The sequence below is a fragment of the Streptomyces sp. NPDC104581 genome (assembly GCF_055583685.1).
Window position 1 is genome coordinate 311,670 of the sequence record NZ_JBVJNN010000001.1, and the last position, 21,812, is coordinate 333,481.

19 protein-coding genes are annotated in these 21,812 nt (G+C 71.3%); 11 read left to right on the plus strand and 8 right to left on the minus strand.

Annotation, left to right across the window (positions count from 1 at the left end):
* Positions 1-115 precede the first annotated feature (115 nt).
* Complete coding sequence (locus ACZ61E_RS01310) at positions 116-1,750, plus strand: dihydroorotase (RefSeq protein ID WP_469696542.1); 1,635 nt, start codon at positions 116-118, stop codon at positions 1,748-1,750.
* The gene (locus ACZ61E_RS01315) at positions 1,747-2,559 is read left to right on the plus strand and encodes an isochorismatase family protein (RefSeq protein WP_469696543.1); all 813 of its coding nucleotides are present in this window, start codon (positions 1,747-1,749) and stop codon (positions 2,557-2,559) included. The genes ACZ61E_RS01310 and ACZ61E_RS01315 overlap by 4 nt, the downstream gene beginning before the upstream one ends.
* Positions 2,560-2,598: 39 nt before the next feature.
* Here the strand turns inward: ACZ61E_RS01315 and ACZ61E_RS01320 are convergent, their stop codons facing one another.
* The 3 genes from ACZ61E_RS01320 to ACZ61E_RS01330 are packed head-to-tail and all read right to left on the minus strand — an operon-like array spanning position 2,599 to position 5,131.
* Entirely contained in the window at positions 2,599-3,078 is a 480-nt protein-coding gene (locus ACZ61E_RS01320) for a peptidoglycan recognition protein family protein (RefSeq protein WP_469696545.1), read from the minus strand.
* Positions 3,075-3,824 carry a type 1 glutamine amidotransferase gene (locus tag ACZ61E_RS01325; RefSeq protein ID WP_469696546.1) on the minus strand — a complete coding sequence of 250 codons (750 nt, stop codon included), beginning with the start codon at positions 3,822-3,824 and terminating at the stop codon, positions 3,075-3,077. The genes ACZ61E_RS01320 and ACZ61E_RS01325 overlap by 4 nt, the downstream gene beginning before the upstream one ends.
* The gene (locus tag ACZ61E_RS01330) at positions 3,821-5,131 is read right to left on the minus strand and encodes a MurT ligase domain-containing protein (RefSeq protein WP_469696547.1); all 1,311 of its coding nucleotides are present in this window, start codon (positions 5,129-5,131) and stop codon (positions 3,821-3,823) included. Before ACZ61E_RS01330 ends, ACZ61E_RS01325 begins: the two co-directional genes overlap by 4 nt.
* 208 nt (positions 5,132-5,339) lie before the next feature.
* On the opposite strand from ACZ61E_RS01330, the gene ACZ61E_RS01335 reads away from it, so the two are divergent.
* The 7 genes from ACZ61E_RS01335 to ACZ61E_RS01365 all read left to right on the plus strand — a co-directional run bounded on the left by ACZ61E_RS01335 (position 5,340) and on the right by ACZ61E_RS01365 (position 12,034).
* Positions 5,340-6,692, plus strand: coding sequence for a diaminopimelate decarboxylase family protein (locus ACZ61E_RS01335; RefSeq protein WP_469696549.1), 1,353 nt, complete (start codon positions 5,340-5,342; stop codon positions 6,690-6,692).
* Entirely contained in the window at positions 6,689-8,146 is a 1,458-nt protein-coding gene (locus ACZ61E_RS01340) for an aldehyde dehydrogenase family protein (RefSeq protein WP_469696551.1), read from the plus strand. The genes ACZ61E_RS01335 and ACZ61E_RS01340 overlap by 4 nt, the downstream gene beginning before the upstream one ends.
* Positions 8,143-9,183 (plus strand): ABC transporter ATP-binding protein, encoded by a 1,041-nt coding sequence (locus ACZ61E_RS01345; protein WP_469696553.1) that lies wholly within the window; start codon positions 8,143-8,145, stop codon positions 9,181-9,183. Before ACZ61E_RS01340 ends, ACZ61E_RS01345 begins: the two co-directional genes overlap by 4 nt.
* Entirely contained in the window at positions 9,180-9,959 is a 780-nt protein-coding gene (locus tag ACZ61E_RS01350) for an ABC transporter permease (RefSeq protein ID WP_469696555.1), read from the plus strand. Before ACZ61E_RS01345 ends, ACZ61E_RS01350 begins: the two co-directional genes overlap by 4 nt.
* 13 nt (positions 9,960-9,972) lie before the next feature.
* Positions 9,973-10,761, plus strand: coding sequence for an ABC transporter permease (locus ACZ61E_RS01355; RefSeq protein WP_469696557.1), 789 nt, complete (start codon positions 9,973-9,975; stop codon positions 10,759-10,761).
* Between the two features lie 62 nt (positions 10,762-10,823).
* Positions 10,824-11,726 (plus strand): hypothetical protein, encoded by a 903-nt coding sequence (locus tag ACZ61E_RS01360; protein WP_469696558.1) that lies wholly within the window; start codon positions 10,824-10,826, stop codon positions 11,724-11,726.
* Positions 11,723-12,034 (plus strand): PqqD family protein, encoded by a 312-nt coding sequence (locus ACZ61E_RS01365; protein WP_469696559.1) that lies wholly within the window; start codon positions 11,723-11,725, stop codon positions 12,032-12,034. Before ACZ61E_RS01360 ends, ACZ61E_RS01365 begins: the two co-directional genes overlap by 4 nt.
* Positions 12,035-12,137: 103 nt before the next feature.
* Here the strand turns inward: ACZ61E_RS01365 and ACZ61E_RS01370 are convergent, their stop codons facing one another.
* Complete coding sequence (locus tag ACZ61E_RS01370; protein WP_469696560.1) at positions 12,138-13,004, minus strand: GyrI-like domain-containing protein; 867 nt, start codon at positions 13,002-13,004, stop codon at positions 12,138-12,140.
* 61 nt (positions 13,005-13,065) lie between these two features.
* A complete protein-coding gene (locus ACZ61E_RS01375) occupies positions 13,066-13,878 on the minus strand; it encodes a phytanoyl-CoA dioxygenase family protein (protein ID WP_469696561.1) in 813 nt (270 codons plus the stop codon).
* Positions 13,879-14,413: 535 nt separating this feature from the next.
* Here ACZ61E_RS01375 and ACZ61E_RS01380 point away from each other — a divergent pair.
* Positions 14,414-14,656 (plus strand): phage holin family protein, encoded by a 243-nt coding sequence (locus ACZ61E_RS01380; protein ID WP_469696562.1) that lies wholly within the window; start codon positions 14,414-14,416, stop codon positions 14,654-14,656.
* Between the two features lie 156 nt (positions 14,657-14,812).
* The gene (locus tag ACZ61E_RS01385; RefSeq protein ID WP_469696563.1) at positions 14,813-15,394 is read left to right on the plus strand and encodes a M23 family metallopeptidase; all 582 of its coding nucleotides are present in this window, start codon (positions 14,813-14,815) and stop codon (positions 15,392-15,394) included.
* Between the two features lie 125 nt (positions 15,395-15,519).
* On the opposite strand, the gene ACZ61E_RS01390 is transcribed toward ACZ61E_RS01385, so the two are convergent.
* The 3 genes from ACZ61E_RS01390 to ACZ61E_RS01400 form a co-directional block, all read right to left on the minus strand.
* On the minus strand, positions 15,520-18,408 hold the full coding sequence (locus ACZ61E_RS01390) for an AfsR/SARP family transcriptional regulator (RefSeq protein WP_469696565.1): 2,889 nt from the start codon (positions 18,406-18,408) through the stop codon (positions 15,520-15,522).
* Positions 18,409-18,604: 196 nt separating this feature from the next.
* The gene (locus tag ACZ61E_RS01395) at positions 18,605-18,934 is read right to left on the minus strand and encodes a MerR family transcriptional regulator (RefSeq protein ID WP_469696567.1); all 330 of its coding nucleotides are present in this window, start codon (positions 18,932-18,934) and stop codon (positions 18,605-18,607) included.
* A gap of 631 nt (positions 18,935-19,565) precedes the next feature.
* Positions 19,566-21,812: a bifunctional serine/threonine-protein kinase/ABC transporter substrate-binding protein gene (locus ACZ61E_RS01400; RefSeq protein WP_469696569.1), complete on the minus strand. Its 2,247-nt coding sequence runs from the start codon at positions 21,810-21,812 to the stop codon at positions 19,566-19,568.

The window sequence follows — 21,812 nt, forward strand, 5'->3', positions numbered from 1 at the left end:
GGCGATACGCCTGCCCGAAATCACGTCGTCCCACGACGTGTCGCCCCTTCCATGCGCGGGTTCCGTCGTATTCCCCGCGCCCACCGTTTATCGCGCACTCACCGAAGGACATATCGTGGCTGGTGAAATCCTTGATCTCGTCGTGGCGAACGGGACCGTCGTGCTCGGCGACGGACGCCGCAACGTGGCGGTAGGCGTCAAGGACGGGAAGGTGGTCGCCCTCGCGCCCGAGGAGCTGCTGCCACCCGCGAAGGAACGCATCGACGCGCGCGGGAACTACATCCTCCCGGGCATCGTCGACTCGGAGGCCCACCCCGGCTGTTACGTGCCCTTCGAGTACGACATGCGCACGGAGTCACGGACCGCGGCGTGCGCCGGGGTGACGACCTGGGGCATCCAGGCGCCGGTGACGCGCATGGGCACCGAACCGTTCCAGGAGGTCGTCAACAGGTCCGACGTGGTCTCGTTCCATCAGGCGTTCCCCTCGGCCCGGAAGGTGATCGATACCGTTTCGCACGTCGACGCCTACCTCACCTACATGCTCGAAACCGATGAGCAGGCCCACGAGATCCAGGAGTACGCCGAGGCGCATGGCGTCACCTCGTTCAAGCTCTACCTTCAGACGCGCGGCCTCAAGGCCATGAGCGACGGTGACGACAGCAACTGGCCGTCCCGGCGCGCGGGCCTCGGCACCGGCATCGACGACGGAACCGTCTACCTGGTGATGGAGCAGGTGGCCCACCTCGGCTACCCGGGGATGGTGCACATCCACCCGGAGAACTGGGAGATCGGCCGGGTCTTCGAGGAGCGTCTGCGCGCGGCCGGCCGCACCGACTTCGGTGCCTGGACGGACCGTTCCCCCGACTTCCTGGAGGCACAGCACATCCGCGCCTACTCGTATCTGGCGCGGCAGACGCCCGGAAATCCTCCGCTGTACCTTCAGCACTGCACCACGGGCCTCAGCTTCGAGGAGGTCGCGAAGGCACGCGCGGAGGGCGGGCGGGTGTTCGCGCAGACCGGCCCGGCGTGGCTGTGGGCGCAGCCGGAGGACGGCTGGCGGATCAACGTACCGCTGCGGCGCCGGGAGAACATCGACGCCCTGTGGCAGGCGCTGGCCGACGGCACCGTTGACGTCGTCGGGTCCGATCATGTCGTCGGCTGGGAGCCGGCGAGTTTCGAGGAGATGTACAACCCGAACATCTGGGACTGCCGTACCGGCTTCAGCCGGGTCGAACTCTTCCTGCCCGTCCTGCTGTCCGAGGGCGTGCACAAGGGCCGGATCAGCATGGACCGCCTGGTGCAGGTGAGTTGCGAGAACCCGGCCAAGACCAGCGGCCTCTGGGGCCGCAAGGGCTCGCTCCTGCCCGGCTTCGACGCGGACATGGTCATCGTCGACGCCGGGCGCGAGGTCACCGTCGGCAAGGAACACATCAACACCCGGGCCGGATGGTCGATCATGGAGGGCCACACCTTCCACGGCTGGCCGGTCATGACGATCATGCGTGGCAAGGTCACCGCCGAATGGGCCGACGACTCTCCGGGGATGCGTCCGGTGGGCGAGGCCCGGGGCGAGTACCTGGCGCGGCACCCGCAGGGCGCCGCGCACGACTACCCGGTCGCGGAGCCGACCGCCGTCGACCTGTCGCACCCCCGGTGGAACGGTTCGGACTTCAGCCGGCCCGGCTTCAGCCCGGAGACCCAGCTGTACACCTCCGTGCGCGCGAACGGGCTCGGGGAGGCCGGACGATGAGCGACAGCACCCGGGGCAGTGACATCAACGGGGACGCCACCGTCAACCATGAGGTGTGGGCGGACGTCCTCGGCGAGACCGACCGGACGGTCTTCGAGGCCGCCGGCTGGGGACGCCGGGCAGGCTTCGGCCGGCGGCCCGCCCTGGTGGTGGTCGACGTGAACTACAACTTCTGCGGAGACCGGCCCGAACCGGTCCTCAAGTCGATCGAACGCTGGCGGTACTCGTGCGGCGAGGTCGCGTGGACCACGGCGATACCGGCGATCCGGCGGCTGCTGGAGGTCGCCCGGCGCAAGCGGCTCCCGGTGATCTACACGACCAACCCCCGGCGGCCGGACGGTTTCGACCTCGGTGTCTGGACGTCGAAGAGCACCCGCAGCGGTGACGCGGTGGACGTGAACGGGCACCTGGGCAACCGGATCGTCGCAGAGGTCGCACCGGAAACCGATGACATCCTCATCGAGAAGCGGAAACCCTCTGCCTTCTTCGGCACACCACTGATGAGTCATCTGACGATGCTCGGCGCCGACTCGCTGATCGTCACGGGCACCACCACGAGCGGCTGCGTGCGGGCCACGGCCGTGGACGCCGTCTCCTACGATCTTCGGGTCACCATCCCTCATGAGGCGGTCTTCGACAGGGCGGTGCTCTCCCACAAGGTGAGCCTGATGGACATCCATATGAAGTACGCCGACGTCACCGGGCTCGACGAGGTCCTCGGCCATCTCGAAGGACTCGGCACGGGGATGTTCGACGACGTCTATCCCCCGGCGGCGGCCAGGGCCGGCCGGAGCCCGGACGGCGGGTAGGCGCCTGCCGCGGTCCTGACACCCCCGCGAGCGGGGGTGTCAGGAGAAGAAACCCCGGTCCAGGAGTTCCCCGACGACCCGTCCCGGACATTCCGTGGCGAAGAATTCCCTGTGCCCCCGCACACAGGGCGTGACCCCGAGGTCCAGCAGGAGTCCACGGAACTCGGCCAGCCCGCCGAGTTGGGCTTCCGTGGGGATTTCGGCGCCGCCGATCATAAGAGAGACGCTGTAGTAGTCGGAGTTTCCGGCAGCGGTGCCCTGGGCGGCCTGGTATCTGCCGAATCCGCGCCCGGTGAAGACTTCGCCGTGCGGGCACACGCCGAAGCTGTAACCGATGTCCACCCATCCGTTGCCGTCGATGTGGAACGCGCGGACACGCTGCCAGTAGGCGACGCAGTCCGCGTGCCCGCGCAGTCCGGTGGCGCTGCCGTTGTAATGCAGCACGAGCCCTTCCGTGGGTTCGGCGGGATCCGCTTCGGTGGGGGGCCAGCCGAAGTGGTCCCGCAGCCGGAGAATCATTGCGCAGCTCCCTCGGTCTCGGCACGTGTCACGGGATGGTGGCCCAGGGCTGTCAGCCGTTCGCTGCGGAGGCCCTCGGTCCAGGGATCGTTCATCACCGGCAGACTGCCACCGGTGGCCCAGGAGAGCAGGAGATCGGCGAGCGCGGGGTTGCGGACCAGGGCGGGTCCGTGCAGATAGGTCCCCATGATGTGACGGTGGAAACCGCCCTCGGTCCCGTCGCCGTTGCCCACCCCGACGGTCGTCCGGGCCAGGGGGCGGGTGTCCCCGCTCAGTACGGTGATTCCGCGGTGGTTCTCGAACCCGGTGACGGGGGGCAGTGAGAGCGGCGCGGGCACCGTGCCCAGCAGTTCGCCCACGGCGCGCCGGGCAGCGCGCTCGCTGCGGATGTCGAGCAGCCCCAGCCCGTCGGCCGTCCTGCCGTCGTGGGTCACGAAGCTCGTGCCGAGGAGCTGGTAGCCCGCGCAGACGCCGAAGACGACACGGCCGGCCCCGGCCGCGCGGCGCAGTCCCCGGTCGTTGCCGAGTCGCCGCGCGGCTTCCTCCTGGGCCAGGTCCTCACCGCCTCCGATGAGATGGATGTCGGCGGACTCGGGCACGGGCTGTCCCACGTCGACCCGGAGGACGCGGACCGGGATGGCCCGTGCCCGCGCGCGGGAGACCAGGGCGATGACATTGCCCCGGTCTCCGTAGGTGCCCAGGAGTTCGGGGCAGATCCAGGCGATGGTGAGATGTTCCCGGGTCATGGTCGCCCCGCTTCGGCGGTCCGCGGTCCGGTGCTCCGGACGGTGCGGATGGCGGACAGGAAGGCGGTGTAGTTGGCGACCACATCGAGCCGGTCACCGGCGTCCGCGGCGTCGTCGCGGACGCAGGCCGCGGCGAGGGTGTCGACCATCCGGAACGGGACCTGCTCGTAGTACAGCCGGGTGGCGATGTCGTAACGGCGTTCTCCCGTGACGAAGACCGACCGGTTCCGCAGTCCCGAGAAGTCGACGTCCCACAGCCACGAGGTGTCGAGTCCGTCGAGCTCCCGGGCGTTGAGGGAGAACAGCACGCGCGGGCTGTCGGTGAGTACCTCCATGGTCTCCAGCCAGCTGGCGGGATTCTTGGCCAGCAGGAGACGGACTCGTCGCCCCTGGTACTGGAAGTCCTCGTACCGCCCCGACACACTGCCGACGCCGGCCATCGCACCCAGTGCCGGGCCCGCGGACACACCGTGGACCCGTGCGGCGGCCAGCGCCATGGTCGCGTTCGCCTCGTTGATCCTGCCGGGCAGCCGCAGGTTCAGCGGGTGTGCCGTCCCGCTCCGCGAGTCGACCGCGCGGCCTCCGTCGAGGGTCCATCGCGGAGAGGGGCGGGAGAGGGCGCAGTGCGTGCAGCTCCACGAGCTCCTTCCCTCCCTGGCCAGTCGGTTGCCACAGCCGGGACAGACCGATGAGTCCTCGGTCCAGCGCTGGCGCACGGAGACCCAGACGACCCTGTGGGCGTCTCGGCACGCCCAGACGATCCACGGGTCGTCGGCGTTGGCCACGACGGTCGCCCGGGTACCGGCGAGCGCGGCGGTCCACGACTCGGCCGTCATCCGGCACTCGGGATTGCGGTCCAGCTGATCCCTGCTCAGATTGAGCAGGAGGACCAGGCTGGGGTCCGTCTCCAGGACGGCTCGTGGCAGATGGCGTTCGTCGACCTCCAGGACGGCGTGCTCGACCCCGCCGCCCGCGGACAGGAGCGCGGTCGTGATGCCGTCGGGCAGATTGGCTCCGAGGCTGTTGCTGACGACGCCGGCGGAAGTGGCCAGCGCCTCCGCAGCGAGACGGGTGGTGGTCGTCTTGCCGTTGGTGCCGCTGACCAGCGTGACGGTGAACCGTCCGGCCAGGGAGCTCAGTACGCGGGGTGAGACGCGCAGCGCGGCGCGTCCCCCGGCGAAGGACCCGCCGGGGCGGCCGGTGCGGAGGTGGTAGCCGGACACTGCCCGGCCCACGAGGACGGCGAACCGGTCCCGTGTGCGCCGGACGCGCACTGCCTCCGGCCGGGCAAGGAGAGAGCTCGACAAGGCTACTCCAGGGGTGAGGGCTCGGCATGCTCCGGTAAGAGTCACCGCTCGGCCGACATGGTGCCGAAAATCGGCGCCGTCCTCCACTCCTCACGAATGTCGGGGCGTTCAGGATTTCAGCTGCCGAAGTCCCTTTGAACGGCATTGACTTACGGGCCGGGCGCCGACAATTCTGTGGCGCAGAGAGAGGGCCCAGAGAGGAACACGGATGCCTGATGACGCGGACACACCGCTGCGCGGATTGTCCCGCGAACAACTGAGGCGCATCGACGAGGTCGTCCCTTATCTCGGCTACGCCGACGGACTGCTGCACGCATTCGGAGCGCCGGTAACGGAACTGTGGCCGGGAGATCACCCTCGGATCGTCTTCTTTCCGGAGCGTGCGGTCGGCAACTACCGCAATCTGCACAGCGCGTTCTCACGGCATTTCGGTCCGGACACCGCGATCCATTTCGCTCTGAAAAGCTGTTACGTACCGGCGATCGCGCAGGCGCTGCACGCCGCCGGTGCCGGGGCCGAGATCATGAGCGCCTTCGAGTGGCGGCTCGCCCGTCGGTACGGCTTCGCCCCGGACACCGTGGTGGCCAACGCCATTCGCCGGAACGAGGAGTTCCGCGAGACGCTCCTCGGTGCCGGAGCCCGGGTGATCGGCGTCGACGGCCCGGAGGAACTGGATGCGGTGTGCGCCACGGCCCGGCGGCTCGGCGTACGGCCGGACATCACCGTGCGGGTGAACCCGTTCGAGGCGGACACGTTCTTCGGCGGCAGTTCCAAACTGGGCACGCCGGCCAAGGAGGCAGGCGCGCTCCTCGAAGCGGCCCTGAGGTCCCCGGACCTCGGCACCGTCGGGGTGCACAGCCACCAGCTGCGAAAATGCGTGGACCCGCAGCGGTTCGGCACGCTGGTCCGCGCGCTGGGCGATCTCGCCGCCGACGCCTCCACCGACCGGCACCGTGTCGCCATCGTCAACCTCGGCGGCGGGCTGGAGTCACGTCATGTGATGGAGCAGCAGGGAGTCGGCTGTGGCGACTTCGCCGACGTCGCCAGGGACGCGCTCTCCGGGATGCGGCCAGGTTTCCGCCTGATACTGGAACCCGGCCGGCATCTGGTGTCCGACGCGGCTGTCGCCTTCACCCGGCTCCTCGGAACCAAGCGGACGGCGGACACGCACTGGGCGGTCACAGAGATCGGGACGAACGTCCTGGTGCCGTTCCCGGATCGCGCCTACCGCCCCGTTCCCCTGGCGTGGCACGCCGGGGACACCTGGGAGACGTACCACCTCTCCGACGCCATCGCCGCGCCCAATCTGATCTGCGCCGACGCCCCGCTCCCCGAGTCGGCCGGCCGGTCCGGTCTCGCCGTGCTCGATTGCGGGGCCTACACCACGGTCTACAGCGAGCTGTGGGGCTGCGACCTGCCGGACGTGGCCGTCTTCGACGGTGGACGGACCCGCAGGGTCTTCGGCCCGGCCGAGCGTGAGGGCATGTTCATGAGCCTGTACGGCGGCGACGCCGAAGCGGCCACCCGTCCGCCGGCGGACAGGGCCGAGGTGGCGGGATGACGGCGCCGGCCGAGCCGGCGGACGGGACGCGGGGCACGCTGTTCCACGCGGGTGGCCGGTGGGTGCCGGCGAGCGGCGAGGCGCTGGACGTCATGAACCCGGCGACGGGCCGGCCGCTGGGCCGGGTGGTGGCCGCCACCGTCCAGGACGTCGATCTGGCGGTCCAGCAGGCCGGGGCGGCCGCCCCGTTGTGTGCCGACCTCCCGCTCGCCGAGCGCCGGAGGCTGCTGCTCAGGCTGCGTGACCTGCTGGCCAGGGACACCCAACAGCTCGCGCGGCTGATCACCGCCGAGATGGGGATGCCGCTGCGACAGTCCGTCGAAGCGCAGGTCGGCTGGTGTGCCGAGGTGATCGAGGACGCCGTGGCCATGGCCCCGGACGCTCTCGCGGACGACAGCACCCGGGATTCGGTGGTCCGCCACCCACCGGTCGGGGTGGTCGCGTGCATCACCCCCTGGAACTTCCCCCTGCACCAGATCCTCGGCCGGGTGGCCGAAGCCTTCGTGGCCGGTTGCCCCAGTGTGGTGAAGGCCAGCGAACTCGCGCCCTTCTCCCCGCTGGCCCTCGCCGGCCTCGTGGCCGAAGCCGGCTGGCCGCCCGGGGCCTTCAACTTGGTCAGCGGCGGGCCGGAGACGGGCGCCGCTCTGGTGGCCCACCCGGCGGTGGACCTGATCGCCTTCACGGGCTCCACACGACGCGGCCGGACGGTTGCGCGTGAGGCGGGCGGTTCGCTGAAACGCGTCCTCCTCGAACTCGGCGGCAAATCCCCCTCGGTGGTCCTCGACGGGACCCGTCTGGAGCAGGCGGTCAGGGCGACACTGGCGAGCTGCTTCTTCAACTCCGGCCAGATGTGCTCCGCGCTCACCAGACTCCTGGTGCCGCGCCGTCTCATGGACGACGTCGCCGACATCGCCGGGGAGGTGCTCCGGGGCGAGCGGACCGGCGACCCCCTTGACCCGGGAACCGTGCGCGGGCCCCTGGTCTCAGCCGGCCAACTGGACCGCGTACAGGAGTATCTCGGCCTGGCACGCGCGGCCGGCATCCGGACGCTCGACGCGCCGCCCCCCGCCGCCGCGGGCGGCTACTACGTCCGGCCGACGGTCTGTCTGGGCACCGACCCCTGGTCCCGGCTCGCCACGGAGGAGATCTTCGGCCCGGTCCTGTCCGTCGTGCCCTACGAGACCGACGAACAGGCCGTCACCTTCGCCAACGCCGGCCACTACGGCCTGAGTGCCAGGGTGTGGAGCGCCGACCGGGACAGGGCGCTGGCCGTCGCCACCGGAATCCGTGCCGGCCAGGTCGGGATCAACGACTCCCCCTTCGACGGCCGCGCGCCGTTCGGCGGGTTCAAGCACTCCGGAACCGGACGCGCCCACGGAGTGGCGGGGATCCGGACATTCACCGAGGACCAGGTGCTTCCGGTGGCACCAGGGGGCGGAAGAGGAACCCCGTGACTGATCAGTTCCATGACCAACCGGCCATCCAGGCCGTCGACCTGACACGTACGTACAACCTGCGCAAGGGATGGCTCAGGCCCACGTTCGAGACCGTGGAAGCCGTGCGAGCGGTGAACTTCTCGGTGTACGCGGGTGAGACGTTCGGGCTGCTGGGGCCCAACGGCGCCGGCAAGACAACGACGATAAAGATGCTGAACACCCTGCTGCTGCCGACCGGTGGCACGGCACGGGTACTGGGATTCGACGTGGCCAAGGACCCGGTGGAGGTCCGCCGCCGTATCGGTTACGTCTTCGGCGGCGACAAGGGCCTGTACGACCGGCTGTCCGCCGTCGACAACCTGCGGTACTTCGCGGAGCTGTACGGCGTCGCTCCGAGGGAGCAGCGCGGTCGTGTCCGGGAACTCCTGGACAAGGTCGGGCTGTCGGGGCGGGCGCACGAGCGGGTGGAGGGCTACTCCCGCGGCATGCGCCAGCGACTCCACATCGCGCGGGGTCTTCTGCACCGTCCCCAGGTCCTCTTCCTGGACGAACCCTCGCTCGGCCTCGACCCGGTGGCCGCACGCGAACTGCGCCGCACCGTGGCCGAACTGTCCGGTGAGGGTGTCACCACGGTGCTCACCACCCACTACATGGCCGAGGCGGACGAACTGTGCGACCGCATAGCCATCGTGGACTCCGGTGCGATCCGGGCGCTGGGCACGCCGGACGAACTCAAGGGGGCAGTCGCACGGGGAACCGTGGTGGAGGCGACGGTGCGCGGAGCCGACGAGGCACATCTGTCGAGGCTGCGCGAACTGCCCTCCGTACAGGGGGTCGTGGCGACGCGGACCGGCGGTCCGGAGACGGTGCTCACCGTCCGGGCGGAGGACGGCACGGACATCCACACCCATGTCGTGAGCGCCCTGCGAGGGCTGCGTATCACCAGGCTGACCAGCAGAGAACCCACCCTTGAGGACGCCTACGTGGCCATCGTCGGTTCGGGTGCCGACGCCGGTGCCAGGGGCCGGGAGACGTCGCCGGGGGCGGCGGTATGACCGCCGGCCGCATCTGCCGTGTGGTGGCGGCCGGTATCCGGCTGCACTTCATCGGCGCCTCCCGCTCCCGGATCTGGCTGCTGTTCACCATGATCACTCCGGTGGTCTACGCGCTGGTGGCCCTCTATCTGCTCGACGCGGCCCGCCGTCCTGACACACTCCCGGAGGCCGCCGTCAGCGCCGGGCTGATGGGCGTGTGGTCATCGGTCCTCTTCGGTTCGGGTACGGCCATCCAGGACATGCGGTTCCGGGGAACGCTCGAACCGGTCATGGTGGCGCCCACCCCCTTCAGCCTCGCGCTCATTCCCGTGACGGTGTCCTCGTCGGTCATCGGCCTCTACTCCATGGTCGCCACGGTCCTCTGCGGCGCCGCCTTCTTCGGCGCGCCACTGGACTATCCGGCGCCCGCCGCACTGCTGTTCGCCGTGGTGGTCTGCCTGTTCGCGACCGGGATGATGGGCATGCTGCTCGCCACCACCTTCGTGCTGATGCGCAACGCCAACGCGGTCGTCAACACCCTCGACCACCCGGTGTGGATGCTCTCCGGGACCATCATGCCGCTGGCGCTGCTCCCCGGTTGGCTGCACCCGCTCTCCTGGATCCTGCCCAGCACGTGGGGAGCGGAGGCCGTGCACCGCGCGCTCGCCGCCGAATCCGTGGTCCGCCCGGCCGTCCTCGCGGTACTGACCGGCCTCGTCTACCTGGGCCTGTCCCTGCTGGCGCTCAGACATGTCGAGCACCGGGCACGAGTGACCGCCTCACTGGCGCTGGCGTGAAAGGACGCTCCTGATGCGTACCCTGCGGCTGATCGGGACGGGGGGCCTGATCTCCTACCGTGCTCTCTTCAACTGGACCACTCCCTCGCTCTTCATCGGCTCGCTCCTGGCCGCCCCGGTGTTCCAGCTGCTCTTCTTCGTGCTGCTGGGACGGCACACGGGGACGGCGGACGACGACTTCTACATCCTCGGCAACGTCGTCCTCTCGGCGACCGGCCCGTGCGTGACCGGCGGCACCATGGCCATCGCCAACGAGCGACGGTTCGGCACCCTCGGACCGGTGCTGCTCAGTCCACGCAGCAGGCTGGCACTCTGGGGTGGCAGGGCCTTTCCGTACATCGGAAACGCGCTGCTGGTGATGGCCTTCACCCTTGCCTGCGCGACGCTCCTGCTGGGCGCGGCCGTACCCGCGAGTGCCCTCGGCCCGCTGTCCGTCGCGCTGCTGTCGGCCGCGCTGTCCGGCACCGCGTTCGGCATGGTCATCGGCGCGATCGGGCTGCGGGTGCGCAACACGCTGATCACGGCGAACGTGACCAACACGCTGCTGATCCTGCTGACCGGTGGCGTGGTGCCCAGGGAACACCTTCCGACGTGGCTGGACAGGCTCGGCGAAGTACTGCCACTCACCCATGCGATCGAGGCCGCGCGTGCCTGTGCGAGCGGCTCGTCGGCCTTCTCCGTCGTACGGGGCCCGGTGCTGACGGAGCTGGCGCTCTGCCTGGTCTACGCGTTGCTCGCGGCGCTGCTGCTCCGCTTCTTCGAACGCTCCAGCGTCCGCGGCGGGACCCTCGACACCGTATGACGAGCCACACCACAGGCAGGACGGCCAGAAATTCCGGAACGGCCGAAGGAACGGAGAGATCGATGGCGTTTGAAAGCCCGGTACTGGAACTGCGGAAAGGCAGCGGAGAGGAGGCGAGTGCGGAACAGAGTGCGGCTCTCCGTGAGGCCGTACGCAGCGGGACGCTCCCCACCCATGAGGAATTCCTCGACGCCTACCCCCAGTTCGCCACGGCGGCGTGCACGTTTCTCAGTGGATCCCTCGTGGAGGGCTGGGGAAATGTGAAGAGCGACATCGACGCCTTCGTCGTCACCGAGGAGGCCGAACCCCCGCGGTCACCGTCGCTCGTGCTCATGGAGGAGTCGGTGTCCACCCAGGATCCGACGGTGTGGATAGCGCTGGGGCAGCTCGGTCCGTTCCGGGTCGACATCGAAGTGTGGCATGTCGCGCAGATCGATGAGCTGGTCGGCCGTTTCGTCAGGCCCGCCGAGGACGGCCGGAACCACTATCAGGGCTACACCGGAAGCATGTCGCTGCACGAGCGGGACCTTTTCTACCGCCTGTGCGTGGGCAGGCCGCTCAGCGGTTCGGACTGGTGGGAGCGGCAACGCCGGGCGATCACCGACTCCGACTACGCCCTGTGGCTCGCCGAGGACCACAAGGTGGACGGGGAGAACCGCCTTGAGGACGTGCTCGGGATGCTCTCGAACGGGGACAACAGGTCGGCGGCCCTGGCCGCCCGTGAAGCCTTCATCATCGCGCTGACCGCGGTCCTCGCCGCCCACGGGGACATCTGCCCCGGCCGGAAATGGCTTCCGCAGCGCCTGGAACGTCACCGCCCACCGGAGATCTCCTCCGACGAGGCATGGCGCGTGCTCTCCATGGCCGGCTGCGTGGACTCCCCGGGCGAGTGGGCGTCCGAGACCGCGCGTGTGTGCCACCGGCTGTTCCTGGCCGTCGAACGTGCCCTCACGGAGCGACGATGAGCGCCGGGGCGAGCCGCGCGGTGGCTCCCGGCGGGGCCGCCCCGCCGTGCCCGCGGCGCGAGATCGACGTACGCACCTACCGCGGTGGCGGCGACACCTTCCTGGTGCAGCGCATCGACCGTTACCGGACCAACGAGGTCGGCGGCTACATCTGGTCCCTGTGTGACGGGGAGACCCCGGTGGACGACATCGGGAGCGCCGTGGCCCTCCGGTACGGGGTGACACCGGAGCTGGCCCGGAGCGCGGTCCGGGATTTCCTGTCGGACCTCGGAAGATGCGGGTTCCTCGGCCGGCACGGACGAGCCTGATTCCGCCGGGTATCCCGGGGGTGTCGGCCTCCGCCGGGGAGAGCGCCCGCCGGTGGGCGACACCGTGCCCCCTCACCGGTCGACGAGGGGGCCGTCGGCGGGGTCAGCCGTGTTCGGGCTCCACCGGGAGCCACAGTTCGGCGGCGGCCCCGGCCCCCTCCGGTGACGGGCGGGTGCGGAGGATCTCGGGGCCGGCGCGGGTGCGGTACGGGTTCGACGGGAACCACTCGGTGAACACGTCACGCCACAGCTCCTGGATCGCCTGTGGTGCCGGTCCGGAGGTGGTGAAGACCGCCCAGGTGCCGGCCGGGACGGCTAGCGTCGTCGTGCCTTCCGGAGCGGCCGCGGAGGTGAGCACACCGTGGTGGTAGTCGAGTTCAGTGCCCTCGGCGCGGCCGGGGTCCATGCCGTCGCAGACCGCGACGACGCCGTACGGCTCCTGGTCCGACAGCTTCTCCAGGCGCTCCAGGGTCCGCGGGTCGATCCCACGGAGAAAGCCCATGATCGCCTCGTTCGGTCCCGTATGCACCAGCGGTACCCGGGCCCTGAGCCCGACGACGGTGAAGTCCGGCTTGTCGACGACGCGGTAGCGCATACGGCTGCTGCCCTCGACGGTGAGACGGAAGGCCATCCGGGACTGGGAGGTGAGCGCGGCGCCGGTACGGCGGGCCTCGCCCGGACCGACGCCGTGCATGGCACGGAACGCCCGCGCGAACGCCTCGCCGGACCCGTAGCCTCGGCGCACCGCGATCTCCAGCAACGTCTCGCGTCCCGCGAGCACTTCGGCGCCCGCGAGGGTGAGCCGGCGGCGGCGGACGTACTCCGACAGCGGCATTCCCGCGAGCGCGGAGAACATCCGGCGCAGGTGGTGCTCCGAAGTCGCCGCGACGCGGGCCAGTTCCGCCACGTCGAGGTCCCGGTCGAGATGATCCTCGATGTGCTCCATGGCCTGGTTCAGCCGCTCCAGCACGCCGGAACTCCTCTCTCTGCGCCTTTGCGCGATCACCGTCTACCGTGGTCGTGGGGCACGTCTACCCGGCGCGGCGGCCGCTGCCGCCCCCGTCCGGACCGGGGGCGCCGAGCCCCAGGCCCCGTCGGATCGCGATCTCCACGGGTGAGTACGCGCCGTCGGCCCGTTCCAGCTCGTACGGCGCGGCGGGCATCAGCGGCGGCTGGGCCATGAAGCGCGGTCGCACCCCGTGGTGCGGCTGAGCCGCGTGCACCAGGAACGGATGACACAGGAACACGTCGCCCGGAGACCCGGTGGCGAGGGCGAGCGGCCGGTGGCCGGACGCTCCCGCCAGTTCGGGGGCGAGGGCGTGTCCGCTCGCCCCGTCCTCGCCGTGCCCGGCCAGCACTTCCGGTACGTCGAGGTGTGAGCCGACCCGGATCCGGGTCGGCGCGTCCCCCTCACCGACCTCGCTGAACAGGAAGAGCATCAGCAGCGCCCGGCCCCGGGAGCGCAGATTGGTGAAGTACCGGCTCTCGCCCTCCGGCAGATAGCTCCCCTCGATGTGCCAGCCGGCATCGTCCGGCTCCTCCTCGTGCGGGAAACGCAGCGGGAACGTGCCCAGTGAGTAGCGCGGCTCCCAGCGTCCCGCGCCGACGAGCAGGTCGTACGCGTGATGCAGGGACGGGGAGTTGGGCGCGGCGGCGAACGGCCCCCGGGCCATGCCGCCCACCCACCGCACGGGCCGCGTCCACGTCGTCGGGTCGTCGGGGTCGCAGCCCGTCTCCCGCCACAGCAGCCGCGCGCAGTCCGCGGCCACGCGCGGCGCGACGGCGCCCTCCAGCTTCACGAAGCCGTCGTCGAGGAAGCGGGAGATCAAGGTCGCGTCGTCCATGGCCCCATCGTGCGGGGGCCCGGCCCCGATCACCCGACATTCCCCGCACCGCCTCTGTCGGGTGCTCACCGGAACGCGGTCGGGCAGCGTGGACCGGTGAGCCGCGGCTCGGCCTGGGTTCGCTACCGAGTGCGCGGAGACCAGCAGAATCAAGCCGATCTTTCGTCCGCATTCATCCCGACAACAGTTGCCGTCAGGCAAGTTTTTCCCGTCGAACAACCGCGAGTGCGCGGTCATCAATATGGCCGAAAAGCAACGCCGAACCCGTCAGCTCGCTCGCCTTATGAACGCCGAGCGGTCAAGGTCGATGCAGGAACCACCCAACCCGACAGCGGACCATCCCCGGGCTCCAGCCCTGGGACACGGCTATCCCCCACGCCACAAACAGCCGCCCAGCACACCGACGCCACGACCGTCAACGGCCGCGGCTGGGCGCTCTCCAGGGGGAAGAAACGTGACCCGCCACACCGTCACACGACCATTTTTCGCCACCCGTCGTGCCGGTCAGCTCCTGTGCTGGACGCACGGCTGCGCCATGGCACTCACCGCCGTCGAAGCCCTCGCCGCCCCCACCCCCGCGTGGTGGGCGTACCTCTGGCCCACCGCCTGGGTCCTCACCGGCCTGGCCCTCGCCGCCTGGCTCATCTGCCGCGCCGCCGAGAGGCACACACCGTTCCGTGCCACCGGCGAAGGCACCCCCGGCCCCGACGCCGGCCCCGATCCGTACCCGGACCCCGACTCCACCGACACCCGCGCCGCCTACGACCAGGCCACCTGAGAGCGCGCCGACGGCACCGTGCGACGCCCTCCCGCCACCGGCCCGGCGGCCCCGGCGGGCGCCGTCGGCCGCCTCCCGCCACCGCTCACGGGGTTGTATCCGCTTTGTATGCCCACCTTCTTGAATCTTGCAGTCACCGACTTCAAGGAGATGAGCATGCAGAGACACATCGGGCGGCTTCTGGCGGCCGTGAGCGTGGCCGTCACTCTCACTGTCACCGCGTCGGCCGCCGTCGCGGCCCCGCAGGAAGCCTCGCCGGCCGGAGCACTGATCGCGAGCCGCCCCGTCTTCAAGATGCCGTTCGACTGCGGTCAGAGCTGGCGCGGCAGCAACTGGAACGGACACAGCCCGGCGCACTCGATCGACTGGAACCACTACAACTCCAGCGGCACCCCGGACGACTTGGGCCGCCGGGTGTTCGCCAGCGCCGGCGGCACGGTCCTCTCCTCCTACTACGCCACGGACACCGGTTACGGCAACACCGTCGTGATCGGGCACGGAAACGGCTGGCGGACGCGGTACGCGCACCTGAAGACGCGTGACGTCCAGAAGGGCCAGACGGTCAAGATCGGTCAGCGGATCGGAGAAGTCGGCGCCACGTCCGCGCTCTACGACCTCTCTCCGCACCTGCACTACGAGCAGATACACAACGGATCGGTCGTCGTCGCGGTCGTCCAGGGCGTCCAGTGGAACGACCACCTGACGCGCTATCAGACCAGCAACAACAGGTGCGGCTGACGGAGTTGGTACGGCCGGTGCCGGCCGGTGGCCGGCACCGCGTTCGTCGCCCGACAGCCGCGCGTCCGGCTGTCGGGCGGGCCCGGAACGTGATCCGCCTCGCGGGAAGCGGCCCACGACGCGGGTCAGTTCAGCAACCGCAGCTTGGCGTCGACGAGTTCGGCCTGCTCCCGAGCGTCGAGCCGGCGCCAGGTGGACAGCGAACGGTGGAAGTAGCGTCTCGCGGTCTGCTCCCGGCCGGTCGCGTGGTGCAACTCGCCCAGCAGGCAGGCGACACGCGCCTCCGCCCGCCGGTCGCCGAGCTGCTGTTGCACGGCGAGCGCGTCGACCAGCAGGGCCGACGCCTGCCCGGCGTCGCCCTGTCGCAGGCACAGCTCCCCGATGCTCTGCTGCACGCAGGCCGCGCAGTGCGTGTCGGCCAGGTCGTCGAAGATTCCGAGTGCGCACTCCAGTTCCGCCTGTGCCAGGCGCAGTTCGCCGCGCAGTTCGTACATCGCCGCGATCCGGCGGCGCACCTGTGCCTCGCGGTGCCGGTCGCCGACCTCGCGGGACAGCTCCAGGGCACCTTCGAGCCACGGCGCCGCGGCTTCGGGGTCCCGCCCCTCCAGCCACACCGAGGCGATCGCGTTGCACGCGACCGCTTCGCCGTGCCGGTCACCGGCCTTGCCGAATCCGCACAGCGCCGCGACGAAGGTCTCCAGCGCGGCGTCGAGGTCATTGACGACCCGGTACACGGACCCGGTCCCCAGCGCGGCCATCGCCTCGCCGGACAGGTGCCCGAGACCGGCGAAGAGCGCACGCGAGGTCTCGAACGACGTGATCGCGTCGGTGTACCGGTCCCCGTAGAGGTGGAGCTGGCCCAGGTTGCGCAGCAGCGCCGCGGTCTGGGCGTCGGACGGGGCCGGCGTCGCGTCGAGTACGAGCCGGTGCGTCCGCAGCCAGTCGCCGTAATAGCCCCGCATGTCGAAGAAGCTCGCCAGCTCGATCGCGAGATCGGCGGCGCGGGAGACATGACCGAGCCGTAACGCGGACTCCACGGCGGCGACGAGGGTGCGGCGTTCGGTCTCGAACCACGGCACGGGCCGGGCACGCACCGCGGGCGAGATGGCGGGGGCGGTCGCGGCGGCGGTCCCGTCCGGCTCGCCGAGTACGCCGAGGAACCGCGCGGGCATCGCCGAATTGGCGCAGCGGGCGAGTGCGATCAGCGTGTCGATGACGTCCAGCCGGCGCTGCGCCCGTACGTCGGCGCCGTCCGATTCGGCCAGTTCCTCGGCGTAGCAGCGCAGCAGGTTGTGCATGCGGTAACGCTGCGACCCGAGGGAGTCGGTGCCCACCACTTCGACCAGGTGCTCGTCGGCCAGCGTCTCCAGTTCCCTCGCGGCCCCGTCCGCCCGCCCCATGGCCACCGCGACGAGCCAGCCCGCCACCGGCTCGTCGGCCAGCTGCCCGAAGGCACGGAAGGCCGTCGCCGCCCGCTCGGGCAGATGCCGGTAGCTCAGCTCCGCGCTCGCCCGTACCTCCATCTCCCCCGTCCGGAGCTGGTCCAGGCGTCCGCGCTCGTCGTGCAGGAGGTCGGCCAGTGTCCCGACGGTCCAGCCCGGCCGGTTCGACAGCCGGGAGCCGGCGATCCGTACGGCCAGTGGCAGCGAGCCGCAGCCCGCGAGCACCCGGTCGGTGTCCGCTCCTTCCAGGCGCAGCCGGTCGGGTCCGACGATCGTGCCGAACAGCGCGCGGGCCTCGTCGTGCCTCATCACGCCGACGGGGATGTGATGGGCCGGGAGGCCGGGCATACGGCGCCGCGAGCTGACGAGCACCGCCGATCCCCCGGTGCCCGGGAGCAGGGGGCGCACCTGCGCACCGTCGGCGGCGTCGTCCAGGACGACGAGGAACCGCCGCTGCGCCAGGCGTGAGCGGAACAGCGCGGCCCGCTCGCTCAGTTCACCGGGAACGGCGCTGTCGATGACACCGAGCCCGCGCAGCATCTCGGCCAGCACGTCGGCCGGCTCGCGCGGCCGGTCGCCCATCCCGCCGAGATCGACGAAGAGCTGGCCGTCCGGAAAGGCGTCACGCACTCGGTGCGCCACATGAACCGCCAGTGTGGACTTCCCCGAGCCCGGCGGACCGGTGAGGACCACGGCGACCGGCTGTCGGCCGGCCGCCGACAACAACTTCTCCAGTGTGCCGATTTCCTCGGCGCGACCGGTGAAGTCCGGTACGTCGATGGGAAGTTGGCACACCGGTGTGAGTGGCGCGCGGCGCCGGCCGGCATACCCGTTGGCCTCCTGCCCGGCGTCGCGCAGCGACGAGCCGGGTTCGATGCCGAGTTCGGCGGCGAGGACCCGCTCCGCCGCGGCGTACGCGGACCGTGCCTCGCCGGTGCGGCCCGAACCGTGCAGCGCGCGCACCAGCATCTGCCACAGGTCCTCCCGCAGCGGGTCCTCGGTCAGCCGGGACCGCAGCTCCGCGATCAGCGGCGGATAGTCCCCCGTACGCAGCCGCACGTCGAGACATTCGGCGACGGCGGCCGATCGTGCTTCCTCCGCCCTGCTGATCGCCTGATCCCACACCACACTCGACGGCACGTCCTGCAGGACGCTGCCGCGCCAGAGCACGAGTGCCGATTCGTAGCCGCGCAGCGCGGCGGCGTTGTCGCCGCGGTCCCGCTCGGCGCGCGCCCGGTCCAGCCGCTGTCCGAAGAGGAGCAGGTCGATGTCGCCGGGTGCGACGTCGAACGCGTAGCCCGACGGCCGGGTGCTGAGTCTGTCGGTGTCGACCCCCGCCTCCGACAGCGCCCGGCGGAGGGTGCGTACGTACGTGCGGACATTGGCGACCGCGGACCGGGGCGCGCCGCCGGGCCACAGGACCTCGGTCAGTACGTCGAGCGAGACGAAGCCGCCCGGCTGCAACAGCAACGTGGCGAGAATCGCTCGTGGTTTGGCGCCACCGATGCGGACCGGGGCGCCGTCCACCCGCACCCGCAGCGGGCCCAGCACCCCGAATGTCGGTTCCCCCACCCGTGCCTCCGCGACGGTCGGTGACTGGGGGGACAGCGTACTGGTGCTCGAAGTGGCCGAACAGACCCATCTTTCGGTGCCACCGGCCCCTGCCCCCGCCGGCCGGAGCCGACCCGGCGGCTGTCGCCCCGGCCCACGGCTCCGCGGGCCACGCCGTCGCGTTCGCCCGGGCCGAGAGCGCCTCTCCCGCCAGGGTTCAGCCGGTGGTGTTGTGCTGCCGGCTCAGTCGTTCGTTGACGCGCTGGGCCTCTTCGAGCTGGTCTTCGAGGAAGACAATGCGGCAAGCGGCCTCTATCGGTGTGCCCTTGTCGACGAGTTGACGGGCGCGGGCGGCGATACGCAACTGGTGGCGGGAGTAGCGGCGGTGCCCGCCGGCCGAGCGCAGCGGGGTGATGAGCCGGTTCTCGCCGAGCGCGCGGAGAAAGGCCGGACTGGTGCCGAGCAACTCGGCGGCGCGGCCCATGGTGAAGGCGGGGTAGTCGTCGTCGTCGAGCCTGTCGGCGGGGCGGGTTTCCTCAGGGGGCACAGCACCTCTGTTCCAGGGACGCATCGAGGGGCCCGGATGCCGAAACGGCACCCGGGCCCCGGGGTTCAACACCATCTGCCGGCTACCGCGCCGGCGTTCGTCTTCCGCTTCCCGCCCGTGGGGCCGGGCGAGCCTGCGGGGATCGCGTATTCGTGACCGGGGACCACCTTCCGTTCCGGGGCCTGCGGTACCCGGGCGTGGTATCGCTCGCCCGGGCGATCCTGACGGTGTCCACTCCTCACTTCCTTCGGGTCGTACTGCCGGATTCCGCGAGGCCGCTCGCGGCCCCCGAGGCCGCATGGTCCGGCAGCCGGTCCGGCGGGGCCAACTGGTCCCGCCCCGCCGCTCCACTGCCGTTCCACAACCTGCTCGACCCGGCCCGCGCGGCGGTACAGCCTCTGCCGCGCCTTCTTCACTGCCTGGCTACGAGAAGAACGTTAGCCCCGCGGGGGGCCGGATGTCTATCTTCGCCACGACAGATTTTCTGCCACCACGAGTCGGCGTTCCTCTGTCGTCCGGAGGGCCGGAATGCCAGCCTCCGGGCTTTCGGGCCTCCGGGCTTCCGGGCGGAGCCCGGCGGACCGATGCGGCCGGGCGTTCGCTGCGCCGGCCCGCCGGGGGGCCGTGCCCGCTACGTCGCGTCGTCGTACCGGCCCAGGAACCGCGGCACGCCCTTCTCCACCTCGTGCAGGAAGATGCCGTTCGTGAAGACGAAGGCGCCCGTCGAGTCGTAGAACTCGATGCTCTTCGCGAGGCCCTGGTAGGTGATCGCCCGCAGCCGGCTCACCATCGCTCCCCGTTCGACGCCTGTGCCGCCCAGCTCCCGCATCCCCTGGGCGATGAAGTTCACCGCGTCGTACGCCTCCAGCGCGTACGGCTCGATCCTCAACGGCCCGCCGGTGCGGGGACCGTGGCGCTTTCCGTACGACGTCACGAAACCCTTCGCCGCGGGCAGTTCCGCCGGGTCGGTGTACGTCGTGACGATCACCCAGCCGTCGGCCGCCTCCCCCGCCCCGACCAGGAACGACGGCTGGAGCACCGGTTCGCGCGCCATACGGGTGCCGCGGAAGCCCGACTCGGTCAGCGCTCGGGCGCAGCGGGCCGCGCGGCTCGGGGACGTGCCGCAGTACACCACGGCGTCCGCGGCGGCGGACGCGGCGGCCACGGGGCCGAAGTCGTCGCTGCCCGCCGACACGGTGAGGGTCGTCGTCGCGCCTTCGTCGTCGGGGAGTTGGTCCGTCAGGTCCACCACGAGCCGGTCGCTCGTGCGGCCGGCCGCCCGGTCGTCGACGAGGACCGTCCGGCGCCTGTCCGGCGCCCGCAGGAGGTGGGCGGCGAAGCCGATGCTCATGCTGTCGCCGTCCGGGCGGAGTTGGAAGAACGACGAGGTGTCGGCCGTCGAGATCGCGTCACTGTCGCAGGAGACGGTCACCAGGGCCAGCAGCGCCTTCTCGTGCCGGGCCGCGACGGGTTCGATCCCCGCCGTCCCGGTCGGTCCGATCACCGCGTACACGTCGGGGTCCGCGACGAACGCCGCCGCCACGCCCTCGGCGCGCCGCACGTCGCCCGCGTCGTCCCGCACCCGCAGCGCCAGGTCGAAGGTGCGGTCGTCACGGGCGTTGTGGTCGGCGACGGCCAGCCGCGCGCCGTGTTCCTGCGCGCGGCCCGCCGCTTCACCGGGGCCGGAGAGGTCGGCGTGCAGGCCGACGACATGGCGCGGCAGGGAGCCTCCACCCGTACCCGGCCCCTTCCCGCCTCCCGGCCGGGAGGCGGCCCAGGCCGCGAGTCCCCCGCCGACCGCGACGACCCCGGCCGCCGAGGCGACCGTCAGCACCCGCCGCCGTGACGGCACCGGGGCGGGTGCGGGTGTCGTCGCCGCAGGCGCCGCCGTGACCGTGGCAGCGTCGGCGCCAGCGGCCGGGCCGGAGACGGCCGCACCCCCGGGGACCGGGGCGGGCTCCGGATCCGGCAGTGCCAGCACCGCCGCCGACCGCTCCGCCACCAGCCGCGTCAGCGTGCCCGGCAGCCAGCTCCCCGGTGCTCCGCCGGTGGCCGCCAGCGCAGCCCGTACCTCCTCCGGACCCGGCCTGTCCCCGGGCTCCTTGGCCAGGCAGGCTCTCAGGAGGTCGAGCAGTCCCTCCGGTACGCCGTCGAGATCCGGCTGCTCGTGGACCGTACGGAACAGGACGGCCGCCGCCGAGCCCGTACCGAACGGCCGCCGGCCCGTCGCCGCGTACACCAGCACGCACCCGAGCGAGAACACGTCGCTGGACGGCCCGAGTTCACCGGTGCGCGCCCGCGCCTGCTCGGGCGAGAGGTAGCCGGGCGAGCCGATCACCACATCGCTCTCGGTCAGCGCGGTCGCACCGGTGGAGCGCGCGATGCCGAAGTCGATGAGCCGGGGGCCGTCGAGGGCCAGCAGGACGTTCCCCGGCTTGACGTCCCGGTGCACCAGCCCCGCCGCGTGCACCTCGGCGAGGGCCTCGGCGAGCCGGGCACCGAGGGCGCGTACCGCCTCCGGCGGCAGCGGACCGTGCAGCGTGACGGCCTCCGCCAGCGAGGGGCCGGGGACGTAGGCGGTCGCCAGCCACGGCTCGCGTTCCCGTGACGCCGCGGCGACGACCGGCACCACCCAGCGCCCGGTGAGCCGCCCCGCAGCCTCGGCCTCGCGGCGGAAGCGGACGCGGAAGCCGTGGTCGGCCGCGTGCTCGGCGCGGATGACCTTCAGCGCGACCAGCGCACCGCCCGCGGAACGGGCCAGATACACCACGCCCATCCCGCCCGCGCCGAGCCGTCCGAGCAGCCGGTACCCGCCGACGGTGGCCGGATCGGCCGCCTTGAGAGGGTGGACCGCCCCGTGCGGCGGTGTCCCGGTCAC